At 72.9% G+C, this 26,619-nt stretch carries 20 protein-coding genes and 1 pseudogene; 7 read left to right on the top strand and 14 right to left on the bottom strand.

The features are described from left to right. Window positions 1–12: 12 nt before the first annotated feature. The gene (locus tag O4U47_RS20355) at window positions 13–930 is read right to left on the bottom strand and encodes an ornithine cyclodeaminase family protein (protein ID WP_270679505.1); all 918 of its coding nucleotides are present in this window, start codon (window positions 928–930) and stop codon (window positions 13–15) included. Window positions 931–1,183: 253 nt separating this feature from the next. Here O4U47_RS20355 and O4U47_RS20350 point away from each other — a divergent pair, with 253 nt between their 5' ends. Together O4U47_RS20350 and O4U47_RS20345 are read left to right on the top strand one after the other, a co-directional pair. Then, the gene (locus tag O4U47_RS20350) at window positions 1,184–1,390 is read left to right on the top strand and encodes an FCD domain-containing protein (protein WP_270679504.1); all 207 of its coding nucleotides are present in this window, start codon (window positions 1,184–1,186) and stop codon (window positions 1,388–1,390) included. A gap of 128 nt (window positions 1,391–1,518) precedes the next feature. Next, a complete protein-coding gene (locus O4U47_RS20345) occupies window positions 1,519–1,965 on the top strand; it encodes a hypothetical protein (protein ID WP_270679503.1) in 447 nt (148 codons plus the stop codon). Window positions 1,966–2,062: 97 nt separating this feature from the next. Here the strand turns inward: O4U47_RS20345 and O4U47_RS20340 are convergent, their stop codons facing one another. After that, entirely contained in the window at window positions 2,063–4,612 is a 2,550-nt protein-coding gene (locus tag O4U47_RS20340; RefSeq protein ID WP_270679524.1) for an MMPL family transporter, read from the bottom strand. A 42-nt stretch (window positions 4,613–4,654) separates the two neighbouring features. Next, the gene (locus tag O4U47_RS20335) at window positions 4,655–5,380 is read right to left on the bottom strand and encodes a TetR/AcrR family transcriptional regulator (RefSeq protein ID WP_270679502.1); all 726 of its coding nucleotides are present in this window, start codon (window positions 5,378–5,380) and stop codon (window positions 4,655–4,657) included. Window positions 5,381–5,591: 211 nt separating this feature from the next. Here O4U47_RS20335 and O4U47_RS20330 point away from each other — a divergent pair, with 211 nt between their 5' ends. The 3 genes from O4U47_RS20330 to O4U47_RS20320 are packed head-to-tail and all read left to right on the top strand — an operon-like array spanning window position 5,592 to window position 9,453. Next, a complete protein-coding gene (locus O4U47_RS20330; protein ID WP_270679501.1) occupies window positions 5,592–6,323 on the top strand; it encodes an NUDIX hydrolase in 732 nt (243 codons plus the stop codon). After that, window positions 6,320–7,471, top strand: coding sequence for a 5'-methylthioadenosine/S-adenosylhomocysteine nucleosidase family protein (locus O4U47_RS20325; protein WP_270679500.1), 1,152 nt, complete (start codon window positions 6,320–6,322; stop codon window positions 7,469–7,471). Before O4U47_RS20330 ends, O4U47_RS20325 begins: the two co-directional genes overlap by 4 nt. Beyond that, window positions 7,468–9,453 carry a hypothetical protein gene (locus O4U47_RS20320; RefSeq protein WP_270679499.1) on the top strand — a complete coding sequence of 662 codons (1,986 nt, stop codon included), beginning with the start codon at window positions 7,468–7,470 and terminating at the stop codon, window positions 9,451–9,453. Before O4U47_RS20325 ends, O4U47_RS20320 begins: the two co-directional genes overlap by 4 nt. A gap of 73 nt (window positions 9,454–9,526) precedes the next feature. Here O4U47_RS20320 and O4U47_RS20315 read toward each other — a convergent pair whose 3' ends face one another. The 9 genes from O4U47_RS20315 to O4U47_RS20275 form a co-directional block, all read right to left on the bottom strand. Next, window positions 9,527–12,331 (bottom strand): helix-turn-helix transcriptional regulator, encoded by a 2,805-nt coding sequence (locus O4U47_RS20315; RefSeq protein ID WP_333563665.1) that lies wholly within the window; start codon window positions 12,329–12,331, stop codon window positions 9,527–9,529. A 237-nt stretch (window positions 12,332–12,568) separates the two neighbouring features. Further along, on the bottom strand, window positions 12,569–13,657 hold the full coding sequence (locus tag O4U47_RS20310; protein ID WP_270679497.1) for a methyltransferase: 1,089 nt from the start codon (window positions 13,655–13,657) through the stop codon (window positions 12,569–12,571). 59 nt (window positions 13,658–13,716) lie between these two features. After that, the gene (locus O4U47_RS20305) at window positions 13,717–15,354 is read right to left on the bottom strand and encodes a serine hydrolase domain-containing protein (protein WP_270679496.1); all 1,638 of its coding nucleotides are present in this window, start codon (window positions 15,352–15,354) and stop codon (window positions 13,717–13,719) included. Then, window positions 15,354–16,226 (bottom strand): class I SAM-dependent methyltransferase, encoded by an 873-nt coding sequence (locus O4U47_RS20300; RefSeq protein ID WP_270679495.1) that lies wholly within the window; start codon window positions 16,224–16,226, stop codon window positions 15,354–15,356. The genes O4U47_RS20305 and O4U47_RS20300 overlap by 1 nt, the downstream gene beginning before the upstream one ends. Then, window positions 16,223–17,359 carry a Gfo/Idh/MocA family protein gene (locus O4U47_RS20295; protein WP_270679494.1) on the bottom strand — a complete coding sequence of 379 codons (1,137 nt, stop codon included), beginning with the start codon at window positions 17,357–17,359 and terminating at the stop codon, window positions 16,223–16,225. The genes O4U47_RS20300 and O4U47_RS20295 overlap by 4 nt, the downstream gene beginning before the upstream one ends. A gap of 7 nt (window positions 17,360–17,366) precedes the next feature. Further along, window positions 17,367–18,674 carry a B12-binding domain-containing radical SAM protein gene (locus O4U47_RS20290; RefSeq protein ID WP_270679493.1) on the bottom strand — a complete coding sequence of 436 codons (1,308 nt, stop codon included), beginning with the start codon at window positions 18,672–18,674 and terminating at the stop codon, window positions 17,367–17,369. Window positions 18,675–18,689: 15 nt separating this feature from the next. Then, window positions 18,690–19,748, bottom strand: a complete 1,059-nt coding sequence (locus O4U47_RS20285; protein ID WP_270679492.1) for a Gfo/Idh/MocA family oxidoreductase — start codon at window positions 19,746–19,748, stop codon at window positions 18,690–18,692. Window positions 19,749–19,793: 45 nt separating this feature from the next. Further along, window positions 19,794–21,437, bottom strand: a complete 1,644-nt coding sequence (locus O4U47_RS20280; protein ID WP_270679491.1) for a Rossmann-fold NAD(P)-binding domain-containing protein — start codon at window positions 21,435–21,437, stop codon at window positions 19,794–19,796. A 133-nt stretch (window positions 21,438–21,570) separates the two neighbouring features. Further along, window positions 21,571–22,557, bottom strand: coding sequence for a 3-oxoacyl-ACP synthase III family protein (locus tag O4U47_RS20275; protein WP_270679490.1), 987 nt, complete (start codon window positions 22,555–22,557; stop codon window positions 21,571–21,573). 610 nt (window positions 22,558–23,167) lie between these two features. Between O4U47_RS20275 and O4U47_RS20270 the strand changes: the two genes are divergently transcribed. Both O4U47_RS20270 and O4U47_RS20265 read left to right on the top strand, forming a co-directional pair. Further along, window positions 23,168–24,301, top strand: a complete 1,134-nt coding sequence (locus O4U47_RS20270; RefSeq protein WP_270679489.1) for a pectate lyase family protein — start codon at window positions 23,168–23,170, stop codon at window positions 24,299–24,301. A gap of 130 nt (window positions 24,302–24,431) precedes the next feature. Further along, on the top strand, window positions 24,432–25,232 hold the full coding sequence (locus O4U47_RS20265; protein WP_270679488.1) for an SAM-dependent methyltransferase: 801 nt from the start codon (window positions 24,432–24,434) through the stop codon (window positions 25,230–25,232). A gap of 23 nt (window positions 25,233–25,255) precedes the next feature. Here the strand turns inward: O4U47_RS20265 and O4U47_RS20260 are convergent. Both O4U47_RS20260 and O4U47_RS20255 read right to left on the bottom strand, forming a co-directional pair. Then, window positions 25,256–26,215, bottom strand: a pseudogene (locus tag O4U47_RS20260) (M56 family metallopeptidase). Beyond that, window positions 26,212–26,586 (bottom strand): BlaI/MecI/CopY family transcriptional regulator, encoded by a 375-nt coding sequence (locus O4U47_RS20255; RefSeq protein ID WP_270679487.1) that lies wholly within the window; start codon window positions 26,584–26,586, stop codon window positions 26,212–26,214. Before O4U47_RS20255 ends, O4U47_RS20260 begins: the two are co-directional and overlap by 4 nt. Between the last annotated feature and the right edge of the window lie 33 nt (window positions 26,587–26,619).

Here is a 26,619-nt window from a genome sequence, read left to right as displayed (position 1 = left end):
TCCGGACAGGGCCTAGCGCAGGACCCGCTCGGCGAGCAGGTGGGCGACGGCCCAGTCCTGGATGGCGACCCCGACGGACTTGAACACGGTCCTCGGTCCGAAGCCGCCGCCCTTGGCGAGCGCGGGGCCGAGTTCGGTGAGGTCCGCCCCGGTGATCGCGCCCGCCTCCAACGCGTGGACGACCTCCCCGGACTCCTCCAGGGCCGCCTCGCGCTCGTCGATCACCACGTCGGCACCGGCCAGCAGGTCGTCGGGCAGCTCCCGCATCGTGGGCCGGAACGCGCCGATGGCGTTGACGTGTACCCGCTCGGGCAGGTCGTCCGCGGTGAACAGCGGAACGGTGGAGGTCGTGGCGCAGCAGACGATCGGCGCGCCGCCGACGGCCGCGCGGGCGTCGGCGGCGGTCTCCAGGCGCACGCCGTCGAGTTCGGGCCGGAGCCGCTCGACCAGGGCGCGGGCGCGCTCGGGGGCGGTGGCGACCACGGTCAGGCGGCGCAGCGGCCGGACCGCGTGGACCGCCCGCACCTGGTCGGGCGCCTGCCCGCCGGCGCCGATGAGCACCAGTTCGTCGGCGCCGGGGTCGGCGAGCAGGTCGGTCGCGGCGCCGACCGCGGCCCCGGTGCGCAGAGCGGTCACGGTCCCGGCGTGGGCCACGACCCGGTCGGTGCTGTGCGCCTCGCTCCACACCACCGTCCCGTCGATCGCGGGTGCGCGGTCGAAGTTCAGGCTCAGGAACTTGGTCACCGCCGAGGAGGTGGGCCGGTGGTGGACCGGCATGACGAGGAACCCGCCGTCGTCGAGGACGGTGCGCACGGGCATCTCGAAGGCGCCGTCGGCCAGGTCGGCGAAACCCCGGCGGACGGCCGCGATGGCCTCGGGCATCGTCACCGCGCCGCGGATGTCGTGCTCGTCGAGCATGATCGCCGTCATGGGGCCTCCCAGGGGGCGGGGGTGGGGCCTCACACCTTAAACGTCGGGTGAGGCCGTTCCCCGGCGGGCTGTGTCATGCCTGGGCATGATGACGCCGGACTCCCCTCCCCTGAGGCCGGTCGGCCTGCGCGAACAGGCCCCCGAGGCCGTGCGCACGCAACGCCCTGGGCCGGATCGAACCAGGAGAGGTGGTCAGCGTGACCGCCGTGGCCGCCGAACCCGGAGTCTCGATGACACCCGTCCGCTGGTGTCCATGGTCGGCCGGCTCCGCGACCAGGCGCGCATGCGGGGACCGCAGAAGCTCGCGGACCGGGGGGAGCTGACCGACTCCGCCCAGGAACACGAGGCCATCGTGGAAGCGGTCGCCGCACGCGACGCGGACCTGACGGCCGAACCCGCCCGGCGCCACCTGGCCCACAGCCGCGGAATCCGGGCCGGGGCCGCCGAGAGCAGGGGCTGAGGGCACCCGCGCGAACACAGTGCTCGGGGCGGCGCCCCTGGCGGTCAACCCGCGGCCCTTGCAAGACGTCATGCGGGTAAGAGCCAGCGGCTTCCCGGGAAGCCGCCGATCGGACCCCAGGAGACGCCATGCCGCTCCCGTCCCCGGCCCGGCTTCGCGCCGGGCGCGCCCTCCTCGCCGCCGCGGCCGTGCCGGCGCTGCTGCTCACCGCGACTACCGCCACGGCGGCGACGGCCGAGTCGGCCGCGGATTCCGCATCCGGCCCCGAGACCCACCGCATCGCCACCACAACCTTCGGATCGGACCTGAAGATCGCCCTGACCGCGCACCGTTCCGGTGAGTACGAGGCGATCGTCGAACTCATTGCCTTCCGTCACGGGAAGGGCGGATGGAGGCCGGTCGACCGCGCCCCGGTCGGGGACACCTGGTTCTGGTACCCCCTCACCGGAAAGGGGGCCGTCTGCGACCTCGCCCTGTCCGATCGGCCCGACGACGAACCGAGCGCCACCGTCAGCCTCGTGCTGACCCCGTCCCTGGGATGCTCGGAGTCGATCACCGTTCCCATCGACGCTTAGCCCCGGCGCCGCCTCGCCCGGTACACATGCGGCGGCCCCCTGCCGGGACCCGATGGTCCGGCAGGGGGCCGCGTGTCCCCTGGTGCCCGAGGTCGGCTCAGCGCCGGTCGGTGCCCACGGTCGTGCCCTGCTGATCGGCAGCGGGGGGCGCCACAGCGGCGGAGCCGTCCCCTGCGGCGTCCTCCGTCCGCCCGTCGGCGTGGCGGCGCTCCAGCGCCGAGCCCTCGACGTCGATGTCGGGCAGGAGCCGGTCGAGACGGCGCGGCAGCCACCACGCCGCGTCCCCGGCCAGGTGCATGAGCGCAGGGATCAGCACCATCCGCACCACGAACGCGTCCAGCAGCACGCCGAACGCCAGGGCGAACCCGATCGAGCTGATCATCGCCGTCTCGGAGAAGATGAACCCCCCGAAGACCGAGATCATGATGATCGCCGCGGCGGTGACCACCGCGCGCCCGGCCCGCAGCCCCTGCACCACGGCGAACCGCGCCGGCGCCTTGTGCACGTAGGCCTCGCGCATGCCCGTGCCGATGAACAGCATGTAGTCCATGGCCAGGCCGAACAGGATGCCCACCAGGAGCGTCGGCAGGAAGTTCAACACCGGCCCCTGGTTCTCCAGGCCGATCAGCCCGCCGAGCCAGCCCCACTGGTAGGCGGCGACCACGCCGCCGAGGGCGGCGAAGAAGGAGAGGATGAACCCCAGCGTCGCCACGACCGGGACGAAGAGCGAGCGGAACACCAGCAGCAGGATGACCAGCGACAGGCCGATGACCACGGTCAGGTAGCCCGGCAGCGCGTCGCTCAGCGTCTCGGAGATGTCGATGTTCCCGCTGGCCATGCCCGCCACCCCGAGTGGCTCCAGGCCGCGGATCGGCTCGGTGTCGCGCAGCGTGTGCACCAGCTCCTCGGTCGAGGCGCTGGACGGCCCCTCCTCCGGGACGACCTGGAAGATCGCCAGCGTGAAGTCGTCGTTCATCCCGATCGGAGCCACCGCGGCGACACCGTCCTGGGCCGCGATCTCCTCGGCGACCTGGAACTGGTAGTCCGGCGCCTTCGCCTCGGCGGCGTCGGTGTCCGGGCCGCCCGGCAGCTCCGCGGCGACCAGCAGCGGCCCGTTCTGCCCCTCGCCGAACTCCTCGGCGATGGCGGTGTAGGCCCGGTGCTGGGTGGACTCGGCGGGCTCGGAGGAGCCGTCCGGCATGCCCAGCCGCAGGTCGAGCGCGGGCAGGGCGATGACGCCGAGGACCGCCACGGCGGCGGCGGCGCGGCCGATCGCGCCCAGGGCCGTCATCGGCTCCGGCGCCGACGCGCGCCCCCGCCGGTCCGGTGCGCCGCCGGGCGTACCGCCCTCGCCCGCCGCGTCCCCGCCGAGGCGGGCGCGCTCGCGCCGGGACAGGATGCGCGGGCCGATCAGCGCCAGCAGCGCCGGGACCAGGCTGACCGCGATCAGTACGGCGACCACGATCGCGATCGCGCCCACACTGCCCATCAGGCCGAGGAACCCGATCCCGGTCATGTTCAGGCCGAGCAGCGCGATCAGCACCGTGGCACCGGCGAAGACCACCGCGTTGCCCGCGGTCCCGTTGGCCAGGCCGATGGACTCGGCGACCGGCAGGCCGTCCTTGAGCTGGCGGCGGTGCCGGTTGACGATGAACAGCGCGTAGTCGATGCCGACCGCCAGGCCGAGCATCAGGCCCAGGATCGGGGTGATGGAGGCCATCTCCAGGACGCCGGACAGGGACATGGCGATCATGGAGGCGACCCCGACGCCGACCAGAGCCGTCAGGATCGGCAGGCCCGCGCCGACCAGGGTGCCCAGCATGACCAGCAGCACGACCGCCGCCACGACGAGCCCCACGGCCTCGGCGGGGCCGAAGAGCTGGGGCAGGCTCATCGCGATGTCGTTGGCGAAGTCCACGGTGGTCCCGTCGACGGGGTCGTCCTCGAAGACCGCCATGACGGCGTCCTTGGTCTCCTGGGGCACCTCCTCCTGGGCCTGGGTGAAGGAGACGTTGACCAGCGCGGTGGCACCGTCCTCGGAGACCATGCGGATGTCGGAGGACATCTCCATCAGGGCCTCGCCCTGTTCGAGCTTCTCGGCCTCGGCGTCGAGCTGCTCCCGCCCGGCGTCGATCTCGGCCTGGCGGGCGTCGAGGCCCTCCTCCAGCCGGTCGATCATGCCGGAGGCCTCGGCCTGTTCGCGCCCGGCGTCGAGCTCCTCCTGGCCCGACTCCAGCTCGGCGCGGCCGTCCTCCAGCTGCTCGCGGCCGTCGGCCAGTTCGGCCTCGCCGTCGGCCCGCTCCTGCTCGGTGGCGAACGGGTCGACGGCGTCCTCGACCCCGGATACGCCGGACGCCTCGTCGACGCGCTCGGCGATGGCCTCCTTCTGCGCGTCGGTGAAGGGCTCTCCGTCGTCGGTCCGGTAGACGATGGTGCCCGCACCGCCGCCCATGCCGTCGAACTCCTGGGAGAGGAGCCGGTTGACCTCGTCGGTGGGCGTCCCGGGGATGGAGAAGCCGTCCTTGAGCTCGCCGGAGAACAGGGCGAACGCGCCCCCGGCGGCCACGAGCAGGGCGAGCCATACCGCGACGGCGGTCTTGGGGAGGCGCGCCGCGGCGCGCCCGATTCTGTAGAGGAACTCAGCCATGGTCACCTGCAGGACGGTGGAGTGGTGTGGGCAAGGGGTGCGTCAGCCGGCGCCGTGGTCGGAGCCGGAGGCGGCGTCGGGGGCGGTGCCTGCGTCGGTGCCGGAGCCGGTGGGCACGGGGGCGTACCCGGCGCGGGCGAGGGCGGCCATGCGGTCGAGGAGTCCGTCCCAGACCCGCCGGGACTCCTCGGTGACCTCGCCGCCGGTGGCCGCCTCCCAGTGCTCCACGGCCACCAGGCAGCCGCTGACGAAGGCACCGCAGGCCAGGTCCACATCGACGGGGGCGAGGCCGGGGTGGTGGCGGCGCAGGGTCGCCGCGAGGCGGGCGTTGAGGTCGGTGAAGGCACGCTCGAACAGCATGGCCTGGCGCGGACCGGGCTCGGGGCGGTCGCCGCCGAGGATGCGCTTGAGCCGGGGGATGAGCTCCACCAGGCCGCCGTCGCGCACGGCGTCGACGAGGCGGTCGAGGAGCCGGATCTGCCCGCCGGGGCCCACCGGGACCCCGGCGAGGAAGGCGTCGATCCCGTCGACGATCGCCTCCAGCTCTCCGCTGAGCACTTCGAGGACGACCTCGTCGAGGGAGCCGAAGTGGTTGAAGACGGTGCGCCGGGAGACGTCGGCCCGCTCGGCGAGCTGGTCGACGGTGAAGTGCGCGCCGTCGGTCTCGTGCATGAGGTCCGAGGCGGCCCCGACGATGGCCCGCCGGTGCCGGGCCTTGAGCGCGTCCCGCCGATCCCCCTGCGCGGCCCCCCGGTTGTCGTGGTGCATGGGCCCCAATCTAGGGTCGTCGATGCACTGAGTGCAACGACGCACTGAGTGCATCCGGTCACGGCCGACGGAGGGCGCGGCGCACTCCCCTCTCCCCGCCGCCACATGTCGCTTACCCGCCTGCCGCAACACCCCTGGACACGGCGGTTGCGGGGAAACGATTTCCGAAAACCGCCTACTGTCACTCTGACGTAAAGAGATCGTCGACTCCATGACCGACGAAGAATGGCGGCCGCCGGAAGTCCTCCTCGCCGTCGATCTGGTGATTCTGACCCTCCGCTCGTCCCGGCTCCATGTGCTGCTCGTCGAACGGGGGATCGAGCCCTACGCGGGCGCACAGGCCCTTCCCGGCGGCTTCCTGAACAACGCGAGCGAGGACATCGCGGTCGCCGCCGAGCGCGAGCTGCGCGAGGAGGCCGAACTCGACGCATCCCGCCTGCACCTGGAGCAGCTGGGCACGTACGGTGCCCCGGACCGCGACCCGCGGGGGCGGGTGGTCTCCGTCGCCTACCAGGCCATCGCGCCCGGCCTGCCCAGCCCGGTCGCAGGCACCGACGCCGCGGCGGCCGAGTGGCGGCCCGTGGACGACGTCGACTCCGGCCGCCTGAAGCTCGCCTTCGACCACGAGCGCATTCTCGCCGACGGCCTGGAACGGGCCCGCGGCAAGCTCGAGCACTCCTCCCTCGCCACGGCCTTCTGCGCGGAGGTCTTCACGATCTCCGAGCTCCGGCAGGTCTACGAGGCCGTCTGGGGCGTCCCGCTCGATCAGCGCAACTTCTCCCGCAAGGTCCAGGGCGTCCCGGGCTTCATCGTCCCCGCCGGCACGCCCCGCCGCACGACCGGCGGGCGCCCCGCCCGCCTGTTCCGCGCCGGGCCGCGGGAGACCCTCGATCCCCCACTCACCCGCCCGGCCCCGTCCCGGACCCGAGAGGTGACCGAATGACGAGCACCCCCGTGGCGGTCCTCACCGCCTTCAACCTCGAATATGAGGCCGTCCGCCGACGGCTCGTCGCACCGCGAACGTACCGGCACGAAAGGGGGACGCGGTTCGAGATCGGTTCCCTCACTTCCGGAGGGAGCATCGTCCTGGGCCTCACCGGCAAAGGGAACCACCCCGCCGCGGTCTTGGCCGAACGAGTGATCCAGGAGTTCGCCCCGCATGCGCTGCTCTTCGTCGGAGTGGCCGGGGCGCTGTGGGACGCCACCCCACTTGGCGACGTCGTCATGGCGACGCAGGTGTACGCCTACCACGGAGGTACCAGCGAGGACGACGGGCTCAAGGCACGCCCGCGGGCGTGGGAGGCCCCTCACGAGATCAGTCAGATCGGCGCTCACCTGGGAAGGGTCCGCGACTGGGCGGAGCCTGCTGGACCCGCTTTCCGCACACCCGAGGTCCATTTCGGGCCCATCGCCGCCGGAGAGGTCGTGCAGAACTCCCGTATCTCCAGCGAAGCGCGGTGGATCCGGAACACCTACAACGACGCGCTTGCGATCGAGATGGAGGCGGCGGGCGTTGCCCAAGCCGGACACCTGAACGGATCCCCCGTGGCCGTCATCCGCGGAATCAGCGACCGCGCCGACGGGACGAAAGCCACCGACGATGACCGGGCATGGCAGCCCGTCGCCGCCGCGAACGCCGCAGCGTTCGCCACCTGCCTCGCCGAGGAGATCTTCAAGGAACAGGAGCAGCGCATGATGCACCCGGCAGACTTCCCAAAGGGCTGGCACACCGTCAACAACGACTCCTCCGGACGCGTGGGCATCCAGGCCGGGAGCATCTCCGGTACCAACTACGTCTACATGACCTCCGATGCCTCCGAGGCGGACGCCCCGGCCCTCGCCGAGGAGGAGTTGCGGAGATTCCGCATCGACCTGGTGCGCGAACACTCCTCCGGAACGATCGACGCGCTCACCCTGGAAGCGGCGGAGACCGAACTCGACCTCACCCATAAGGCGCTGGAAGCGGCCGGCTCGGAGGAGAGGAGAAGGGCGGTGCTCCCTCTCAGGCGGCTGCGAGGGCTGGTCACTGGAAACGCGGCCCTCGAGGCGAGGGTGGACGGCTACATCACCGCGGCCCAGGGAGCCTCATGACCGCCCAGGCCACTGAAACCTATAACGACGCGGGGCCTGGGGCGACGATCGGCATCCAGGCGGCGAGCGTTCACGGCTCGAACGTCTACCAGGTCTTCAACGAGTCGTCCCCGGCCGAGAAGTATCGGGTCGGAGTCCGCTTCCTGGAGAACGGCGCACCGAACAAGGCCCACAAGCTCATAGACGAAGCTATCGCTTGTGGACACGACACCGCCGAAGCGCACTTCCATAGGGCGCTATCCCTTCTCAGCAAACGCCCCTACCGCGACCTGACGTCCTCGGAACGGGACCGCCTCCTCCGTCTGCCGAAGGACCTCACCACACACCCCGATGACGACTGGAAGCGCGCTTCGGACGTGGTCTGCGAGCTCCTGGCCTGTATGGAGGACCCGGACTCCGATCACACACTCGCCCTCCAAGACCTCGATGCCCTGCCCCGCCTTCAGCACGACAGGATCCTCCGCCATCTCGACCAGATTCTCACCGGCCACCTCAAGGACAGCGTGTGGTCCGAGACCCTCGCGACGGCAATGGCCGCGAGGGCGGACAACGGCCGCACCGACCGGGTCTGGGCCTATTTCCACCCCGACCCCGCCAAACCGAGGCGCCTCAAGGGCCCCGCTGCCGTCCTCCCTCATGGGGCCTGGCCACGGGCGGTCGCTTGGTCCGCCCCGTTCGTTTTCGCGCTCGGCCACCTCATCTGGTCGGCGCTCATCAACGCCGAACCACTCCCGATCCTCTCTCTCCTCCTCCTGGCCGCCGCCGGATACGTCGCGCTCCACCAGGGGCGGGAGTGGCACTTTCGAGCGGGAAGACTGAAGGAGAAGGAGCACGAGCACGCAGGCCGATTCAGAAGGGAACGCCTCCCAGAAGAAGGGTTCACGGATCGCGTCGATGACGCCTTCTCATATTACTTCGGCAAATATCGGCCGAAGGATGCGAAGAGAAAAGACTGGCTTACCGACTCAGTCGGCATCCGCACCACGCTGCGCGACGAGGTCGTAGAGCTCTACCGCGAAAGCAGGACTCCGGCCGAGAAGATCCACTGGCTGATCCGGTTTATGGCCCGCGATGTCCGCGACCGCTGGGAGTCGGACACGTTGTTCGATTTCCGCGACAGGTACGCCGTCGCAGGGGCGACCAAGCTCTGGTGCTGGATCTCGTGCCTCACACTCGCGCCCGCAAGCGCCGGGGTCCTCTTCGGAGCGCTCCAGGCGAATCCGCTGACGGCAGCCCTGGCGGCCGTGGCCTCGGTCGTGACAGGCAGGTTCGCCGTCCCTTGGTGGCTGTACATCAGCAGCGAGTACCGACGCGCCGCCGACACGGAACAGGAGCGTGCCGGAGCACTTGCGGAACGCCGGCGCGAATACGACCGCTGGAAGTCGAAGCTCGATTCGACACGCCCTTCCGAAGAAGAGATGGAGGAGTGGCTCAACTGCGACAAGACGGTAATACTCAACGATGCACTGAAACAACACAGCCTCGCTTGGCACGACATTCTCGGCCATGCCTTCCTCCAGGCGCCACACCGTCCTTGCAAACGAGCCAGGGTCACGGACGGACCCTGGCGGTACTCGAAATACAACATGGTCGTGTTCCTCCTGACGGAGGACGGCGTACGTGAAGTCGGCGCTAAACTCGACTTTGAACGCGCGCAGACCGACGGCCAGCAACGCGACAACTTCCGATTCGAATCGATCTCTTCCGTTCATGTGGACCAGACGGCCGGATCCGGCTACACGCTCAGCCTGACACTGATGAACGGAGAGCCGAAGCGGGTCCTCGTCAATGAGCCGGAGAGCGACCCGTCGGAGCCCGATGAGGACCCGGAGGAGATCACCGAGATCAGCCTCGACGCGGCCGGCTTCAGCTCTACGCTGAGGATTCTCGAGGGCATCGCCGCAGAAGGGAAGAACTGGCTCGACCGCGATCGGCGGTCGGGCCCATCCGGCCACACACCGCCAGGGGACTGGCCGGACTGATCCCTCCCGTCCCTCCCGCGGGCCGGGCGCCCGACCCGGGGCGTCCGGCCCCGACCGTGCCGCGGTGCCGGGTTCAGCCCGAGGGGCGCTCTTCGAGGCGGATGAAGGGGCCGAGCAGCCTCGCCAGCTCCGAGCGCCCCTCGACCGAGAGCTTGCGGTAGACGCGGGTCAGGTGCTGTTCGACCGTGCTGACCGTGATGTAGAAGCGCTTGGCGATCTGGCGGTTTGAGCGGCCCTCGGCGGCCAGTACGGCGACGCGCCACTCCGCCTCCGACAGGGCGGGCCGCACGTGGGACGCGGCCGCGGCGGGGCCCGTGCCGAGCGCCGCGGGATCCGCCGTGCGCGGCTCGGGGACGGCGGCCTGGGCCTCCCATCCCGCACCGGCCGTGAGCCGCTCATAGGAGGCCCCGCACACGTCGGCGAGCCACCTGGCCTCCTGGAGCAGGGGGCGCGCCTCCTGGTGGGCACCGTTCTCCATGCGCACCCGGCCCAGGCCGACGAGTGCGTAGGCCAGGTCGAGGCGGGCACGGCAGTCCCGCAGGACCGATACGGCCTCCTCCAGGTACCGCTCCCGCCGGGCGGGGTCGCCGACGGCGGCCATGATGCGCAGGGCCCTGCCCCGGGCCGGACCGCCGTCCAGTCTCGCCAGTTCCTCCTCGGCCAGCTTCCGTGCCTCCCGGCGCCTCCCCATGGCCAGATACGCCTCGGCGGCGCTGGTCCTCCAGCGCGCGACCCGGTACAGCCCGTCCATCCCCGGCTCCAATGCCGTCTCGCATGCGGTGAAGTCGCCCAAGGCGGCGTTCGGACGGCCTGTGGCCAGGTAGTGGTGCCCGCGCGCCAGGAGGTACGTCGAGCCGAGCCGTGTCCGGAAGAGCATGTCGGGGACCGGGCGCTCAAGGTAGCGCGCGGCCGTTTCGGGCCTGCCCAGAAGGGTGTGTGCGACCACCGCCGTGCCCAGCGGAGCACTGAGGAACACCCCCCACCCCTCGTCCGGGAGGAGTTCGAGCGCGGTGTCGGCGAGCTCGGCCGCCCGGCGCAGGTCCCCGCGGGCCAGTGCGGCGCCCGCGCGCAGGCTGGCGGCGGCCGCGTGGGAGGCGGGGAAGGAGGCGGCCGGGTACCGGGCCATCAGCTCCTCTCCCAGCCGCTCCGCGAGCGGGAACGCGCCGTAGTCCACGAGCGCCGTCCCCACCAGGCACGCCGTGATGCACTCCTGGTGGCGCTCCTGCTCCGGTCCCATCAGCGGAACCGGGGCCGTCGCGGGACCGTCCCGGTGGGGCGCGCCGTCCGCGCCCGCGGGACCGGCCGGAAGGTCGGCGGGATCGACGGGCAGGCCCAGGACCCGCTCGGTCCAGGCGGCCATGGTGGCCGCGATCCCGGGCAGGGCCTCCCCCGGGGCGCCCGGCGCACCGAGCTCTTCGGGAGGGTCGGTGTGGATGAGGGCGAACAGCAATCGCGCGGCCTGGATCCGCTCGCGGCCGTCCGGTGTCGCGGCGGCGGTCCCGGCGATCCGCACCGCCACCTCGTGCGCCTCCTCCCGGCCGAACAGCAGCAGCCACGTGAGCAGGAGGTTCAGTTCCCGGCCGTCGAGCAGACCGGAGCGCATGCCGGCCAGGAGGTGGTCGGTCCCCGGACACGCCATGGCGGGATTGATGTGCCACTGGGCGGCGGCCCGCTCCAGCACCACGGCGCACCGCTGCCGCTCATCGAGGTCGGCCCGCTCGGCGAGGCGCAGGCACCGCACCGCCTCCTCGGTGCGCCCGTCGCGGATCAGCCGTTCGGCGGCGGTGCGCAGGAGGACGACCTGCGCCGGCGTCGGCCGTTCGTCCGCGGCCACCAGGTGGGGGGCGACGGCCTCCGCCGGGGCGCCCTCCTCGGCCAGCAGCTCGGCACAGCGGCGGTGGAGCCGGGAGCGCTCGGCGCGGTCCAGCGATTCCAGGACGGCGGACCGCGCGGCGGGGTGGCGGAAACCGGCTCCGTCCAGCAGCCCGGCGCGGTCCAGCGTTCGGACCTGGCGCCCGGTGGCCGCCGCCCCGCCTTCCGAGAGGCGAGCGGCCAGCTCGGGCGTGGCGTGCTCACCGAGCACGGCGAGGGCGCGCGCACACTCCAGCAGGGGCGGATGGCGACGGAGCAGGCCGAGGTAGGCCACCGCGAGCACCTTGCCCGTACCGTCGGCGGCCTCCGGGGCGTCGGCACCGTGCGCCGGGGCGCCTCGGAGCCCGGAGGCGTCGCAGAGCAGGGCCTGGACGAGCGCACGGTTCCCGCCGCTGATGCCGTGCAGGTAGGCGGACCACCCCGCCGACACGGTGCCGAGCCTTTCCTCCACGAGCCTGCGGACCCCCGAGCCGGTCAGGGCGGCGAGCTCGACCGTGCGGCGGCCCGGGGTGTCGGGGAGCTCCGGCCGCCCGTCGGCGATCCCCTCCCTCCGCGTTCCGACACAGGTCAGTACGGTGATGATCCCGGTGCACCGCGCGCGCCGGGCCAAGTGGAGCAGGCACTGCCAGGAGGCCGGATCGGCGTGGTGCGCGTCGTCGACGGCGACCACCAGCGGGGTGTCGCGGGCGAGCCCGCGCAGGGCGTCGGCCAGGTCCCGAAGGAGGGGGGCCGGAACGTCTCCCCCGTGCACGGGCGGGGCACCGGTCTCGATCAGCCGCACCAGGGAGCGGCGGGCGTCCGGGGAGATGCCGGGCGAACAGGCGAACTGTTCCAGGATGGAGTAGGGGAGCCCGCGTTCGGCGTGGAATCCCGTGGCGGACAGGAACGGGGCCCCCGCCTCCTCCGCCAGTTCGAGGAAACGCCTCATCAGGGTCGTCTTCCCTGACCCCGGCCCCCCGTACACCACGAGACCGCCGCCTCGGTCGCACTGATCCCCCTGCAGCATTTCCTCGAATGCCCTCGCGCAGGTCTCAGGGGTTTCCGTCCTCATCCGACCGCCTCTAAATCCAGAATCAGGCTCTTCGATCTGGGGGATGGAAACGATTAAGCAGCATCTGGGATTGTAGCGGAACACTGGCTGTCCGTGATCGGCCCGAGCGGCACGGCAGCCATTCTTGACGGCTCCTTGACAGGGGGGCCGGGCCGTTCCGCACGGCCGCGCGGAACGGCCCGGCCGGGGTCCTCACTTCACGGCGACGACCATGTACTCGGGACCGTCCAGGTGGCGGACGGTGATGCCGCCGAAACCCGCGTCGGCCATCCATTCCCGGCACTGCGCCCCGGTGTACCCCCGCCCGCCGACGGAGACCAGGGAGACGTTGAGGCTTGTGAGCATCCCCATGGTGTTGGTCCGGCGGCCGTCGTCGATGAGCGACTCATAGACCAGGAGCCTGCCCCCGGGCTCCAGGGCCTCGTGGGCCTTGCGGACGAGCATCCGCTTGACCTCCTCGTCCCAGTCGTGCAGCACGTGGCCCATCACGATGACGTCCCCGGCCGGGAGGGGGTCGGTGAAGAAGTCCCCGCCGACGAAGCGGGCGCGGCCGGCCGCACCCGCCTGCCCCAGGTGCTCGGCGAACCGGGCGCCCACCTCCGGAAGGTCGAACCCGGTACCGCTCAGGTGGGGGTGGGCGCCGAGCACCTGGGCCAGGAACGCGCCCTCGGAGCAGCCCACGTCCACGACCGTCCGCACGCCGGACCAGTCGAACGCCCCGGCGATGGCGCGGTTGGCGCCCATGCTGTACCCGGTCATGGCCCGGACGAAGCCGGTCACCTGGTCGGCGGTGGAGAACGCCTCGCCGAAGGTGTCGCTGCCGGGGTCGGCGCCGCGCAGGACGCCGTCGCCCGCGGCGCCGCCGTCCCCGCCGCCCGAGGCGGCCAGAGCGGAGGCGAAGTCGAGCCGGTCCCCGCTGCGCAGCCCCTCGGTGAGCCGGGACCACCAGCCGAACCCGGCGTTCAGGAAGGAGAGGTATCCGCTGATGTCCGTGACGGGCTTGGCGGGGTCGAGGTACTCGGCGGCCACGGGGGCGTTCCGGTAGACCCCGTCCTCGCGCTCCAGGACCCCCATGGAGACCAGCGCGTCGAGGAAGTCACCCGCCCCCCGGCCTTTCACACCGAGCGCCGCGCACAGCTCGCCGCCGTTTCGCGGCCGTTTCGCCAGCTCGGCGAACACCCCCAGCTCGACCGCGCTCAACAGCACTTTCGAGCGCCAGAATGCGGTCGCGATGGCGATGATGTCATGGGGCGAACGGAGGCCGTCTTCCGGCATGGTCATCGATTTCTCCTTCTCGGGAACGAAGAACGAAACGGGGTTCGCAGTGGGCACGCGCCGGATCAGGCGAGCCCGAGATCGGTGTAAACGGCGTCGCACACGGCCAGGGTCCTTTTCCGGTGCTCGTCCTGCATCGTCTTTCCATTGAGGTGCAGTGCGACCACGAGCCCGGCGTCCGGGTCGGCGAACGCCAGGGAGGTCCACAGCCCGTAGTGCCCGAAGGTCCGGACCGAGGCGTGGCGGCTGAACGCGGTGTAGGCCTCCCCCAGGTGGTGGGACTCCACCCGGAACCCCAGCCCCCAGTCGGCGTTGCCGAAGGGGTCGGTCAGGCCGACCCGGTGGCGGGCCGTCATCGCCGCGGTGGTCTGGGGCAGCAGGATCCGGCCCCCGGGACCGGACCCGCCCCGCAGCAGCGCCTCGAAGAAGCGCCCGAGGTCGCGCACCGGACCCCGCATGTTCAGCCCGTGGATGGGGCGGGTGCACGCGGCTTCCGTCGCGTACCAGTGCGTGGCCTGGGGCGGGAACGCGCCGCCGGTGATGTGGATCAGCGGGAGCCGGTCCTTCTCCGCCCGGTACTCCCCCGGTGTGAGCACCATCCGGGTGTCGGACATCGCGCAGGGCCGCAGGACCTCCTCGGCCGCGAAGCGCTCGTAGTCGCGGCCGTCGACGGCCCGGACGACCTCCGCCAGCAGGAACCACGCCCACCACGGCGCGTAGTTGATCCTCCGGCCCGGCTCCCCGGCGGGGATCCGCATCGTCCGTACCTGCTCGCGGCGGACGGCGACCGGCGCGGCGAACGCCCCGTGCAGCGGGTCCAGGGCCATCGGGACCGGCGTGGTGTGCGTGAGCATCTGGTAGAGGGTGATGTGCTCGCGCCCCTCCCCCGTGAACCAGGGCAGGTAGTCGGCGACCGGGCGCATCGGGTCGACGAGTCCGCGCTCCCAGAGCCGTCCGATGGCCACGGCCCCGACCGTCTTGGAGCAGCAGTACCAGATCGGCCGCGACCGGCGGGTGAAGGGCACGCCCGGCCGGGCCTGGCCGAAGGCGGCGGACACCGCGGTCCCGGAGGGGGCGTGGCCCACGTAGAGCTGCGCCCCCGGCGTGGTGCGGCCGAGCTCGGCGCGCAGCGCCGCGACCGTCCCGGGCAGGGCGTCGGCGGCCTCCCGGACCGCCGCGGCCTCCGCGCCGGCCTCCCCCTGGTCCCCGGGCGCCCGGTCCCGGCCCCTCTGCGGGGGCCGGGACCGGGGCGGGTCGGCTGTCCGGCGGCGCAGCCGCGCCAGCGCCCCGGACACGTCCTGCTCCAGGACGCGGTCGAGGAAGAACAGGAAGAGGAAGGCCCCTTCCAAACGCAGCCCCCCGTGCTCGAACAGGCGCGTGCGCTCCTCCTGGCCTCCCAGGAGCAGTGTCCGCGCGTCCGCGTGGGAGAGGGTGAAGGCGAGCCCCGGCCGCTCGGACCCGGCCTCCGCGCGGAACCGGAGCCCGCCCGTGGCCAGGTCGGCCGTGATCTCCACGGTGTCGGCCGTCGCCCGGGGCGCGTCGGTGACGCACAGGCGGACCCGCACGGCCGAGTCCCCGTCGGCCGGGAGGCCGGCGAACGCGGCCGAGGCGCAGGCGAGCCACTCAGGGGAGAACAGCGGGTACCGGGCCCCGGGGGCCTCCCCCGCGGCCACCGTCCCCGCCCCGGGGGATGCGGCCTCCATCACGCCCTCCGGGCCACGGTGAACCGGACCCGGACGGAGCTGGTCAGGCTCCCGTCGGGGGCCTGAAGGCGGAACAGCTCCCTGTTCACGGCCGCGACGGCCTCCTGCCGCCGCTCCTCGGGCACGCTCTCCCAGAACCCGCGTGCCGCCGTCGACCACACCCAGCGCCACCAGTGCTCGGCGTCCGCGAACCGGGTGACGCAGTCCTCCTCGACCGTCTCGGCCCCGGTGAATCCGGCCCCGGTGAGCACGCCGTGCAGTGCCTCCACCGAGCGGAACGGGCTGTCCTCGGGCAGCCGGTGCGAGGATCCCGCCGTGCCGTAGGGGGCGCTGGCCGCGAAGACCGGCTCCCACCGCGGGTCCTGCGGCCCCCACCAGGAGACCGCGAGCCGGCCGCCGGGCCGGAGGAGCTCGCGGTACCGGGCCACCGCGGCCCGCGGCCGGGGGAAGAAGAACAGGGAGATGCCCGCCAGGACGGTGTCGAAGGAGCCGGGGGCGGTCGGAACGCCGTCCAGACCGGTGACGGTCTCGGCGTCGCCGACGACGGCCCGCGCGTGGCTCAGCCCGAGGCGGTCGACCTCGGCGCGGGCGCGGGCGACCATGCCCGGGGAGAGGTCCACCCCGACGGCCTCGCCTTCGGCGCCGACCGCCAGCGCCGCGGGCACCAGCGCGGCTCCGGTGCCGCACCCGGCGTCCAGGACGCGCTGCCCCGCCGACATCCCGGCGTGCGCGACCAGCCGCCGGCCGAGGTCGGCGAAGTGCTCGACGCCCACGCGCTCGTAAGTCGGGGCGCTCCGGTCGAACAGCCCGGCGAGTCCGGCCTTCAGTCCGGCCCCGGTGTCGGTGTCACCGCCGTGCGCGACGCCGCTCATATCGCTTCCGCCTTCCCTCGTTCACCGTCTCGGCCGTACGCCCGGCCGTCGTGCGTCTGGGCCCCGGGGCACCGGACCGTCCCGGTGCGCGCCGAGGCGTAGACGGCCGCGACCGCGTCCACGGCCCGCCGCCCGTCCTCTCCGTCCACGAGCGGGCGCCGGCCCTCGCGCACCGCGTCGCAGAAGTCCGCCAGCTGGTCCCGGTGGGGCTGGTAGAGCAGGCCGTTGCGGTCCCGGGTGCGGTCCCGCTCCAGTTCGGCGGCGTACTCCGCCGACCGGTCCCCGTCCCCGAACGCCCCGTAGTCGCGGGCCCGGTCGCCCTCCCGGGCGGTGTGGAACCAGGCCAGCTCGTCATCGTCCACCACGACCGAGCCCCGGTCGCCGTTCACCGCGATCCCGGCGGTCCGGCCCGGGTACGCCGCGGTCGTGGCCAGCAGGGTGCCGAGCGCTCCGGAGGCGAAGCGCAGGCTCGCGGCGACCGTGTCCTCCACCTCGATGTCCCGGTGGGCCATCAGGCCCGTGAAGGCCGACGCCTCGACCACCGGCCCGGCGAGCCACTGCGCCACGTCCACGGCGTGCACCGCCTGGTTCATCAGGGCGCCGCCGCCGTCGAGGTCCCACGTGCCGCGCCAGGTGCCCGAGGAGTAGTAGGACTGCGACCGCCACCAGGGGACGTCGATCATCACCGAGGTGAGGCGTCCCAGCTCCCCCGCCTCGATCGCCGACCGGGCCAGGCGGACCGCCGGATCGAAGCGGTGCTGGGAGACGACGCCGAGCACGGCGCCCTTCCGCCGTGCGGCCGTCACCAGCCGTTCCGCCGCCTCGGGCGAGACGTCGACGGGCTTTTCGACCAGGACGTGCTTGCCCGCCTCCAGGGCGGCCTCCCCGATCCCGGCGTGCGTCCCGCTGGGCGTGCACACCACGACCGCGTCCACGTCCGCGCGGGCGAGCAGCCCGGCCGTACTGTGCGGGGCGCACCCCAGTTCGGCGGCCAGGGGGCCGGCGCTCGCGGCGTCGCGCGCGGCGACGCCGACCAGCCGCGCCCGCGCGGCGAGCTCGGGGTCCCTCCGGGACAGCAGCCTGCCGAGGAAGCCGCCGATGGACCCGCAACCGATGATTCCGATACCGAGCATCGGCGCCTCACCCGACCGGCAGGATCGCGTTGCCCAGGTAGTTCGGCAGCCCGGTGAGGCGCCGCTCCTGGTCGTCGAGGTCGGCGGGGTACTCCCGGCGGTAGCGCCGGGTCACCTCTTCGACCGCCTCCCAGGTCTCGGGGACGGCGCCGCCGTTGTAGCGCGCCGCGAGCCCGTCGTACAGGCTCGTCCCCGGCCGCAGGAAGAGCTGGTTGATGCCGAACCAGGCGGGGATGTCGGCGGCCCAGTCGACCAGCCAGTCCGACATGCACGCCTCGTCGTCGGGCAGTCCCAGGAGGATGAAGGCGAACGGGGTGATCCCGGCGTCGCGCAGCTTGAGGACGGCGTCGCGGACCTGCTTCTCCGTGACGCGCTTGTGCACGCCCGTCCCGGCCACCGCGGGAGACTCCGCCCCGAGCCACATGCCCTGGCAGCCGGCATCGGCCCAGGCGGTGACGTCGTTCTTCAGCACGATCTCCGCACGCGTCTGGCCGACCCACCCGATGCCCCGGCCGCGCATGCGCGCACACAGCTCGGTGTAGAAGGACCGGTTGATCCCGAAGACGTAGTCGAGGAAGAACTGGAACTCCAGCCCCGCCTCCCGCTGGGCCTCGACCTCGGCGATCACACCGTCGACCGGGCGGGTCCGCATGCGGGTGCCGAAGGGCAGGTGGCAGAAGGTGCAGCCGTAGGCGCAGCCGCGGGCCGCCATCACCATCCCGCAGGGGCCGGGCTGGGGCAGGTCGTCGGCGATCACCTCGGCCGTGTAGCGGGCCATGGGGACCATGTCGTAGGCCGGGAGCCCGAACTCCTCCATGGGGATGTTCGGGTAGGGCGTGGGCCGGTCGGAGACGAGGGCCAGCGGGGAGGAGGGCGCGGTGTCGCCGGACAGGACCGGGGCCGAGGCGCCTCCGGCCAGGCCGCGCACCGCCTGCACGGCGGCCGAGTCGGCCTCCCCGAGGGCGACGTGGTCGGTTCCGAGGGAGCGCAGGGTGGCGTGGGGCATGTGGGTCCCGTGCGGCCCCACGGCGACGGTCCGGGCGCCGGGGAAGCGCTCCCGGGCCAGGTCCGCGGCCCGCCTGATCGGCCGCAGGTCCAGCGGGTAGCACTGGGCGCGGTCGGCGATGGCGGACCAGACCAGCACGGTGTCGGGTGCGGCCCCCTCCGGGGCCGGGCCGTCGAGCCTCTGGTCCCACACGGTGACCTCGTGCCCGTCGGCGCGGAGCCGGTTGGCGGCGGTGAGGACGTCCAGGGGGACCTGGACGAAGTACTGATCGAACGGGTTCGCGGGTACGACCAGGCAGATTCGGTGCATGAGCGGATGACCTCGCTATCGGGCGACGGGGCCTGCGGACAGGGCCGGGGACGGGGCACGGTGCGCGGCGTCGGCCAGGCGGCCGATCCGCGCGGTGGGGCGCAGGTCGATCCCGGGCGGCTCGGCCTCGCCGAACAGGGCGGACATCGACCACCTCAGCGCGTTGTCCATTGGGGAGTCGTGGATCAGCCACTCGTTCCGGGTGCCCGGCCCCTCGACGCTCATCCGGTGGGTGTTGCCCGGCAGCGGTGTGCCGTCCGTGAGCGTCGCGGGGGCCAGTTCCAGGCTGATCCGCACGGGTCCGGCGACGGCGTCGACCTGCCGGTGCCGGGTCTCGCCCCGGGCCCGGGGCCGGTGGAGCCACCCGGGGGCGGGCAGACCCGGCACGTCGGGCCCGGCGATGGTGGAGTACAGCTCGACGGCGGTCCCGTCGACGACGGCCGTCTCGTGGGCGGCGGTGCTGGTGAGCTCGGGGTCGGCCGCCACCCTCAGGGTGTGCTCCCGGGGGTCGGTGCGCAGGTACCGGCCGAAGGACTCCTCCGGCAGGACGCCGCCGACCAGGGCGAGCATGTGCAGCCACTCGTATCCGAAGATCCCGTGGTCCCGGTCGACGAACCGCCCCGCCGCGATGTCCTCCCGGCGGTCCTTGCCGAACCCCACGCGCAGGGTCTGCAAGGGGTAGGCGGCGGCGGGCCCCTTCAGGACGGACCGCAGCACCGCCATCGCGTGGGCGTGCCGGTACTGGTTCATGAGCACGGCGCGGGCCCGGGGGTGGTCGGCGAGCAGCGCCCTGAAGCGGGGGAGCTCCCGCGGCCGGCAGGCGGGCTTCTCCACCACGACCCGCGCGCCGGGGTCGGCGGCCAGCACCTCGGCGAGCACGGACACGTGGGTGGAGGTGGGCGTGCAGACCGACCACGCGTCGACCGGCCGCCCGCCCGCCGCTTCGGCGACCCGGCGGTGGGCGCGGCCCCCGGCCTCCTGTGCGCCGAGGGCGGGGTCGACCACGCTCACGGCGTATCCGAGGCCCGTGAGCACCCGTTCATGCAGGCGCCCGGCCACTCCGTGGCCGACCACGCACACGTGCGTCCTGGCATCGTTCGCATCGCAGGCCACGGCGCCTCACCGCCCCGCCGCGCCGGCCGCGCCGGCCGGACCGGAGGGCGCCGGTGCCGCCGGAGGGCGGCGGGGGCCGGCGAGGTACTCCTCGTAGTAGGCGCTGAAGAGCCCCGCGTCGTCGATCGCCCGGTCGACCGGGTCCAAGTGGACACCGGGGGTGAAGGCGTCGGCGTTCCGGCACAGCTCCTTGGCGGCGATGAGGGTCCCCGCCCGGTAGGCGTCGTAGCCGCGGTTGGGGATCCCCTCGTACTCGAAGAGGTTGAGCGACCGGCCGTCCCCCAGGAGCGTGGCCGTTCCGCCCGACGGAAGGGTGTAGCGCACCCCGACGGAGGGCACGGTCGTGGCTTCGAGCCCCGACAGGCCCTCGCTCAGGAGGCTGAAGTCCTTGGTCGCGAACCCGGCGAGGTGGACGCCGTCGGGCAGCAGCGGCAGGTCCTCCCCGGTGAGCGCGAGCTCCCCGGTGTCCCCGACGACCAGGAACGGCGTGTGGGCGCTCAGCCCTTCGGCGGCGGTGGGGAAGGCCTCGAACCCGTGCTCGGCGGCGGTGATGAGCGCGAGGACGTCGGTGTCCACCACACCGACCCGGCAGCCCAGGGAGCGCAGCAGGTGCGCCACGCGGGCCCCCAGCGTGCCGAAGCCCAGAACCAGGACGCGGCGGCCGATGAACTTCTCCCCGGGCAGGATGGCGCGGAGCCGGCGGACGCAGGAGTCCGCGATCTCGTTGTAGCCCAGCATGGTCTTCAGCCGCGACCGGGCGACGTTGAGGACGGGGACGGCCAGCTCGCCCGGGGCCTCGGCGATGCGCTTGAGACCGCTCACGGTGAGTTCGACGGCGGCGTCGATGCGGGCCGCGCCCCGGTCCCGGGCACCGCTCCCCTGGGCCAGAAGCCCGCCGTCGTCGACCACGAGGACCTTGCGTCCGGCCTCGTGCGCACGGCGGATGAACTCGTCGACACGCTCGCTCACGCCGAGGGCGCGGGCGCGGGCCGCCTCGTCGGCCGTGCCGTTGATGACGGAGTTGTCGAGGACGTCGCTCCGGTAGCCGCGCTCCAGGAACCAGGCGTGGACGCGGTCGCGGTGCAGGGTGCGGTCGCCTTTGGAGAGGGCGAAGATCCAGTCCCGGTCGATCCCGGCGCGTTCCATACCGAGCAGGAAGCCGATGCTGTTCTCGACGTAGTGGTCGCGGAAGACCAGGGCCCAGTCGGACAGCGCGGGCTCGGGGCCGGAGTACCGCGCGACCAGGGGCATGGCGCGGACGATGGAGTCGATCTCGGCGTCGGTGTAGCACCGGCCCTTGCGGACCAGTGTCCGGACGACGCGGTCGAACACGGACCGCGCCTCCTCGGACACGGGACCGGACGCGGTGAGGAGCACCCGCCGCCGTTCGGGGGACGGGACCACGGGGTCAAGGGTGTCGGGCCCGGTATCGGCGAGGGGGCGGGTGCGCACATCCAGGCGCAGGCCGCCGATGCGGGCCGTGATGTTCCCGGAGCCGCGGTCCTCGACGTCGGCGCCGGTGCCGCGGAGGACGGCCCACACGGCACGGCCGACCTCCGCGTCGGACATCCGGCCGTCGACCACCTCGAAGAGATCGCCGCCACGGACGCCGGTGACGGCCGCTACGGGCTCGGTCGCAGGGACAGACATTTTCCATCCTCATTTCACGTATTTCACGTAACGAATGTCCGGGTCCGGGGCCGCGCCGGAAGCGGTCCGCCTCCCGCGTCCCTTTCCATCGGCGGGCGCGACCACCGGCCGATGATGTCCCGGTGAACGCGCTCTAATACCAGACCAGAACCGCTCCCGCAGCCGTCATCCCGCCTCCCACCGCCGCCAGCAGAATCCGCTCTCCGCGGCGGAAGGGGCGCTGGCGCTGCGAATACCGAAGGGTGACGGGGATGGAGGCGGCCCCGGTGTTCCCGAACTCCGGTCCGGTCATCGGGACGCGCTCGGGATCGGCCCCCAGCTCGGCCGCCACTTTTTCGACGAGGCGCGGGTTGGCCTGGTGGAATATGAAACGGTCGATGTCGCCGATCGAGAGCCCGGCGTCCTTCACCGTCTCCTCGACGACCTCCGGAAGGACCCCGAGAAGGTACTCCCGGACCGATCTCCCCTCCATACGGAAACAGTGTTCGCCCCGTCGGCGCGCCTCGGGCGTCAGCGGCCTGCGGGTCCCTCCGGCCGGTACCTCCACGAGTGCGTGCAGGCTCCCGTGGGAGACCAGCCGCGTCGCGCGGATCCCGTAGCCGTCCGGTACGGTGCCGAGCAGGGCGGCGCCGGCGCCGTCGCCGAAGAGGCCGACCGTGCGGCGGTCGCCGCGGTCCATGACGGAGGAGAACTTGTCCGCCCCCACGACCAGGGCGTAGGCACCGTGGGACGGACGGATCGCGAGCAGCCCCGCGGCGGACTCCAGCGCGTACACGAATCCGGAGCACACGGCGTTGACATCGAACGCGGCACCGGGTTCGGTGCCCAGCCCGGCCTGGACCACCGCGGCCGTCGCGGGCTGGGGCCGGTCCGGGGTGGCGGTCGCGACGACCAGCGGGCCGATCTCCCGCTCGGTCACCTGGGCCCGCCCGAGCAGGTCGCGGGCGGCGCGCAGGGCGAGGTCGGAGGTGGCCTCGCCGTCCGGCGCGTAGCGCCGGCGCCTGATCCCGGTGCGCTCCTCGAACCACTCCCCGGGGACGCCGGTCCACTCGCCCACCTGTGCGTTTTCCACCGTCTCATCGGGGACATGTGACCCTAGTGCGAGAATTCCGATCGGCATGCGGCGACCCCCCTGGTCTCCTGTGCTTTCGGCGGGAACTGGTCCGCGTTCGCGGCGCCGGGACGGGCCACTTCCGGCAGAACGCGCGCGGACGTCGGGAATCACAATGGAATACCGGGGTGTGAGCGCTCCCATTCCACCCGAGACCGGCCGCCCCATTCAGCGGTGAATTCCCCGGTCGGCCCCGACCCGGCAAGGAGGAATCGGTTCAGAGCGCCCCTGCGCGAACCCTCTTCCACCTCCCGACCCCAACGCCTCTCCACTGGGCGGGATAAACCGTACGAAGAAGCACTTTCGACGATCATCCCCCTACGACCCCTATGACCCCCTACCGAAGGGCGCGAACGAGAATGGGTCAACGGATGGCAGGATGTATACGCGGCCCCGGCCGGGCGCCCCAGCCGAAAGGATCCCTCCTCCCCCGTTGACGCACCCCCGGGGAACGCCTACGTTTTCGGAAAGCGCTTTCTCGCTTTTGGAAGCGACCCCGTCCCCCTCAGGCGCCCCGCCCCCACGCCTTGCGGGCGCCCTGTCCCCGCAGGTGCCGACGGTGCGTCCGCGCCGCCGTCGGCCACCCCACGATTCGCACTGCCCCCAGGAGGCATCCCCCATGGCAGGTCCGATGGAAGGAAATCGCATTCCCCGGCGCCCTCGGCGCGCCGCCCTGGCCGTACCGGCGGCCGGCGCGCTCGCCGCCGGCCTGCTCAGCGCCGCGGGAGCGGTCTCCGCCGCACCCGCTGCCGCCGCCGGCTCCCCCGTCGGGTACGCCTCCATGAACGGCGGCACCACCGGCGGCTTCGGAGCCGGAACCGTCCACGAGCACGTCCTCAGCGAGTACTGGCCCGGCAGCGGGCACGGCAGCCCCGGCGACGCCCTGTACGAGCTGCTCAAGGAGCACCGCGGCAAGAGCGGCGAAGGCCTCGTCGTGTACATCGACGAGACCGTCTCCGCCGACGGCTTCTCCGAGAGCAAGATGGACGTCAAGGACCTGGAGAACGTCTCGCTCCTGGGCGTCGGAGAGCGGGGCGAGTTCGACGGCGTCGGCATCAACATCCGCAACGCCCACAACGTCGTCGTCCGCAACCTGGAGATCCACCACGTCGACCAGGGCGAGAAGGACGGTATCGGCGTCCAGGCCGACAGCAGCAACGTGTGGATCGACCACAACGAGATCCACAACGAGTTCCAGGGCGCCGACAAGGACCACTACGACGGCCTGATCGACATCAAGAACGGCTCGGAGTACATCACCGTCTCCTGGAACCACCTGCACGACTCCTGGAAGACGATGCTGACCGCGAGCAGCGACGGCGAGGACGCGGCCTCCGACAGGATCACCTTCATGAACAACCACTTCGAGAACGTCAACTCGCGGGTCCCGCTCATCCGGCGTTCCGAGGTGCACATGCTGAACAACTACTTCGAGGACATCGCCGCCTCGGCGATCAACTGCCGGATGGGCGCGCAGGTGCTCGTCGAGGGCAACTACTTCCAGCGCACGGGATCCGGAGAGACCGAGGGCCACGCCGGGCAGATCGAGGGCGCGGTCGGCTGGTGGTACGGCAGCGACGAGACCGGCTATTGGAACCTGGTGGACAACGCCTTCGAGGAGACCCCGCACGAGCACCTGGAGTCGACGACCGACTTCACGGTGCCCTACTCCTACGACGCGCTCAGCCCTGAGGACGCCAGGGCCCAGGTCGAGCAGAACGCCGGAAACGGCGTCATCGACGTGACGCCTTAAGAGGCTCCCGCCCGCGACGGCGGGGCGGCCCCGGCCGCCCCGCCGTTCTGCGGCCGCCGCGAGTTGACCGGCGCCCGCCGAGGCGGAATCGTCGCTCCGGACCACCGCCCCCCTCACCGTGGAGCCCCGAATGAGCGACCCCGCTCCCCCGTCCATCGACCCGCAGGTCCCCCACTCCGCCCGGGTGTGGAACTACTGGCTGGGCGGCAAGGACAACTACCCGGCCGACCGCGCCGCGGGCGACGAGGTGCTGGCCCGCATCCCCGACATCCCGGACGGGGCCCGCGCCGAGCGCGCCTTCCTCATCCGGGCCGTCCGCCACCTGGTCCATGAGGCGGGGATCCGGCAGTTCCTGGACATCGGCACCGGCCTGCCGACGATGAACAACACGCACGAGGTCGCCCAGAGCCTGGCGCCCGAGTCCCGCATCGTCTACGTCGACAACGACCCCCTCGTGATGGTGCACGCCCGCGCGCTCCTGGACAGCACCCCCGAGGGCGCGACCGACTACATCGAGGCCGACCTGCACGACCCGGACACGATCCTCGCCCGGTGCGCCGCGACGCTGGACCTCGACCGGCCGGTCGGGCTGATGCTGCTCGGCGTGGTCAACCACATCATGGACACCGACGCGTCCTACCGGGTCGTGTCCCGCCTCGTCGACGCCCTCGCGCCCGGCAGCCACCTGGTGCTGACCCATTCGACCGCCGAGATCCACGGCGAACCGATGCTCGAGGCGATGCGGGAGATGAACGAGCGCGGCGGCACCCCGATCACCGCCCGCGGCCGCACGGAGATCGAAGGCTACTTCCGCGGGACCGAGCTGCTGGACCCGGGGGTGGTGTCCTGTTCCCTGTGGCGGCCGGAGGGGGCCGAGGTCGGGAGCGTGACCGAGGTGTACCTGTTCGGCGGTGTCGGCCGCGTCCGCTGAGGAGCCCCCGCCCCCGGGCGCCTTCAGAGCGTGCAGGTGCAGGGCGGGGAGGTCGCCACGGTGACGGCCGCGGCCCCCAGGGTCAGTGCGGGCGGGCTGAGCAGCATCACGGCGGCGGCCACGGCGGCCACGACGCGCCGCCCGGTCCCGCCCGCCCGCGCCGGGCCCAGCAGGCGGCGCGCCCGCTCCACCGGGCAGGCGCCGTCGGCGCCCAGCGCCTCCGGGGCGCGCCGCGCCGGGCCCGCCGGCAGCGCCATCGCCCCGAGGGCGTGCAGCAGCTATGCAGCACCCACGGTGCGGGCGGCCCGGTCGTCGGCGGCCCACTCGACGAGCACCGGGACCTCGCGGGCGGCCGCACGGAGCAGCGGAACGCCCGGGAACGCCGCGTCGAGCAGCCGGGCCCAGGCCACCAGCAGGTGGTGGCGGCCGCGCAGGTGCGCCTGCTCGTGGGCGAGGACGGCGCGCATCTGCCGGGAGGACAGGGCGTCCAGGGCGCCGCTGGTGACCACGACCCCCGTGCCCGGCACGCAGTAGGCGTGCGGCCGGTCGGCGTCGACCAGCCACACCCGCCGCCCGCCGACGGTGCGGCGGCGGGCGCCGGCGGTGAGCCCGCGCCGGTGGTCGCGCCGCCAGCGCGCGGCGTCCCGGCCGCGGCGCAGCGTCACCCAGGCGAACCGTGCGGCGGCGAGCGCGGCGGCGGGGCCGAGCACCGCCGCCCAGGTGGCGGCGTCGTTGGCGCGGACCGCCTGCAGGAGGGTGACGCAGGCGGTGACGAAGCCCTTCAGTCCCGGGCCCATGACCTCGGCGGCCAGCAGGACCACCATCGCGGCGCCGGTGAGCAGCCACGCGGCGGTGGCCAGGGTCCACAGGCCGAGCATGGCCCCGGGGCCCAGAACCCCGGCGCGCCCGGCGCGGCCGAGCAGGGAGGGCCCGGCGACGGCGAGCAGCAGCGCGGCGGACAGGGCGGTCGCGGCGGCGGTCACTCCTCGTCCTCTCGGGGCGCTTGGGCCAGGAGGGAGCGCAGCACGTCGACGTCCTCGGGGGACATCTCGTCGACGAAGCGGAGCAGGGCGGCGCGCGGGTCGCCGCTGTCGGTGAGTGCGCCGTGCATGCGGCGGGCGGCGTAGCCGGCGCGGTCGCGGAGCGGGCGGTAGAACCACACCCGTCCGGTGCGCCGCCGCTCCACCCAGCCCTTGCGGCGCAGGTTCTCCATGACGGTGGAGATGGTGGTGTAGGCGGGCGTGCGCCCGGGCAGCGCCTCGACGGCCTGGCGGACGCTCATCTCGCCGTCTCCGGCGTCCCAGAGCAGGTCGAGGACGGCCGCCTCCAGCGGCCCCAGTCCGGCGTCCTCCATCGGTCGCCTCCTCCTGTCCTTGTACCTGACAGA

Source organism: Nocardiopsis suaedae (genome assembly GCF_027706745.1).
GTDB lineage: Bacteria > Actinomycetota > Actinomycetes > Streptosporangiales > Streptosporangiaceae > Nocardiopsis_A > Nocardiopsis_A suaedae.
Note: the sequence above shows the minus strand (reverse complement) of the source record. Positions and strands in the feature narration are given on the sequence as shown.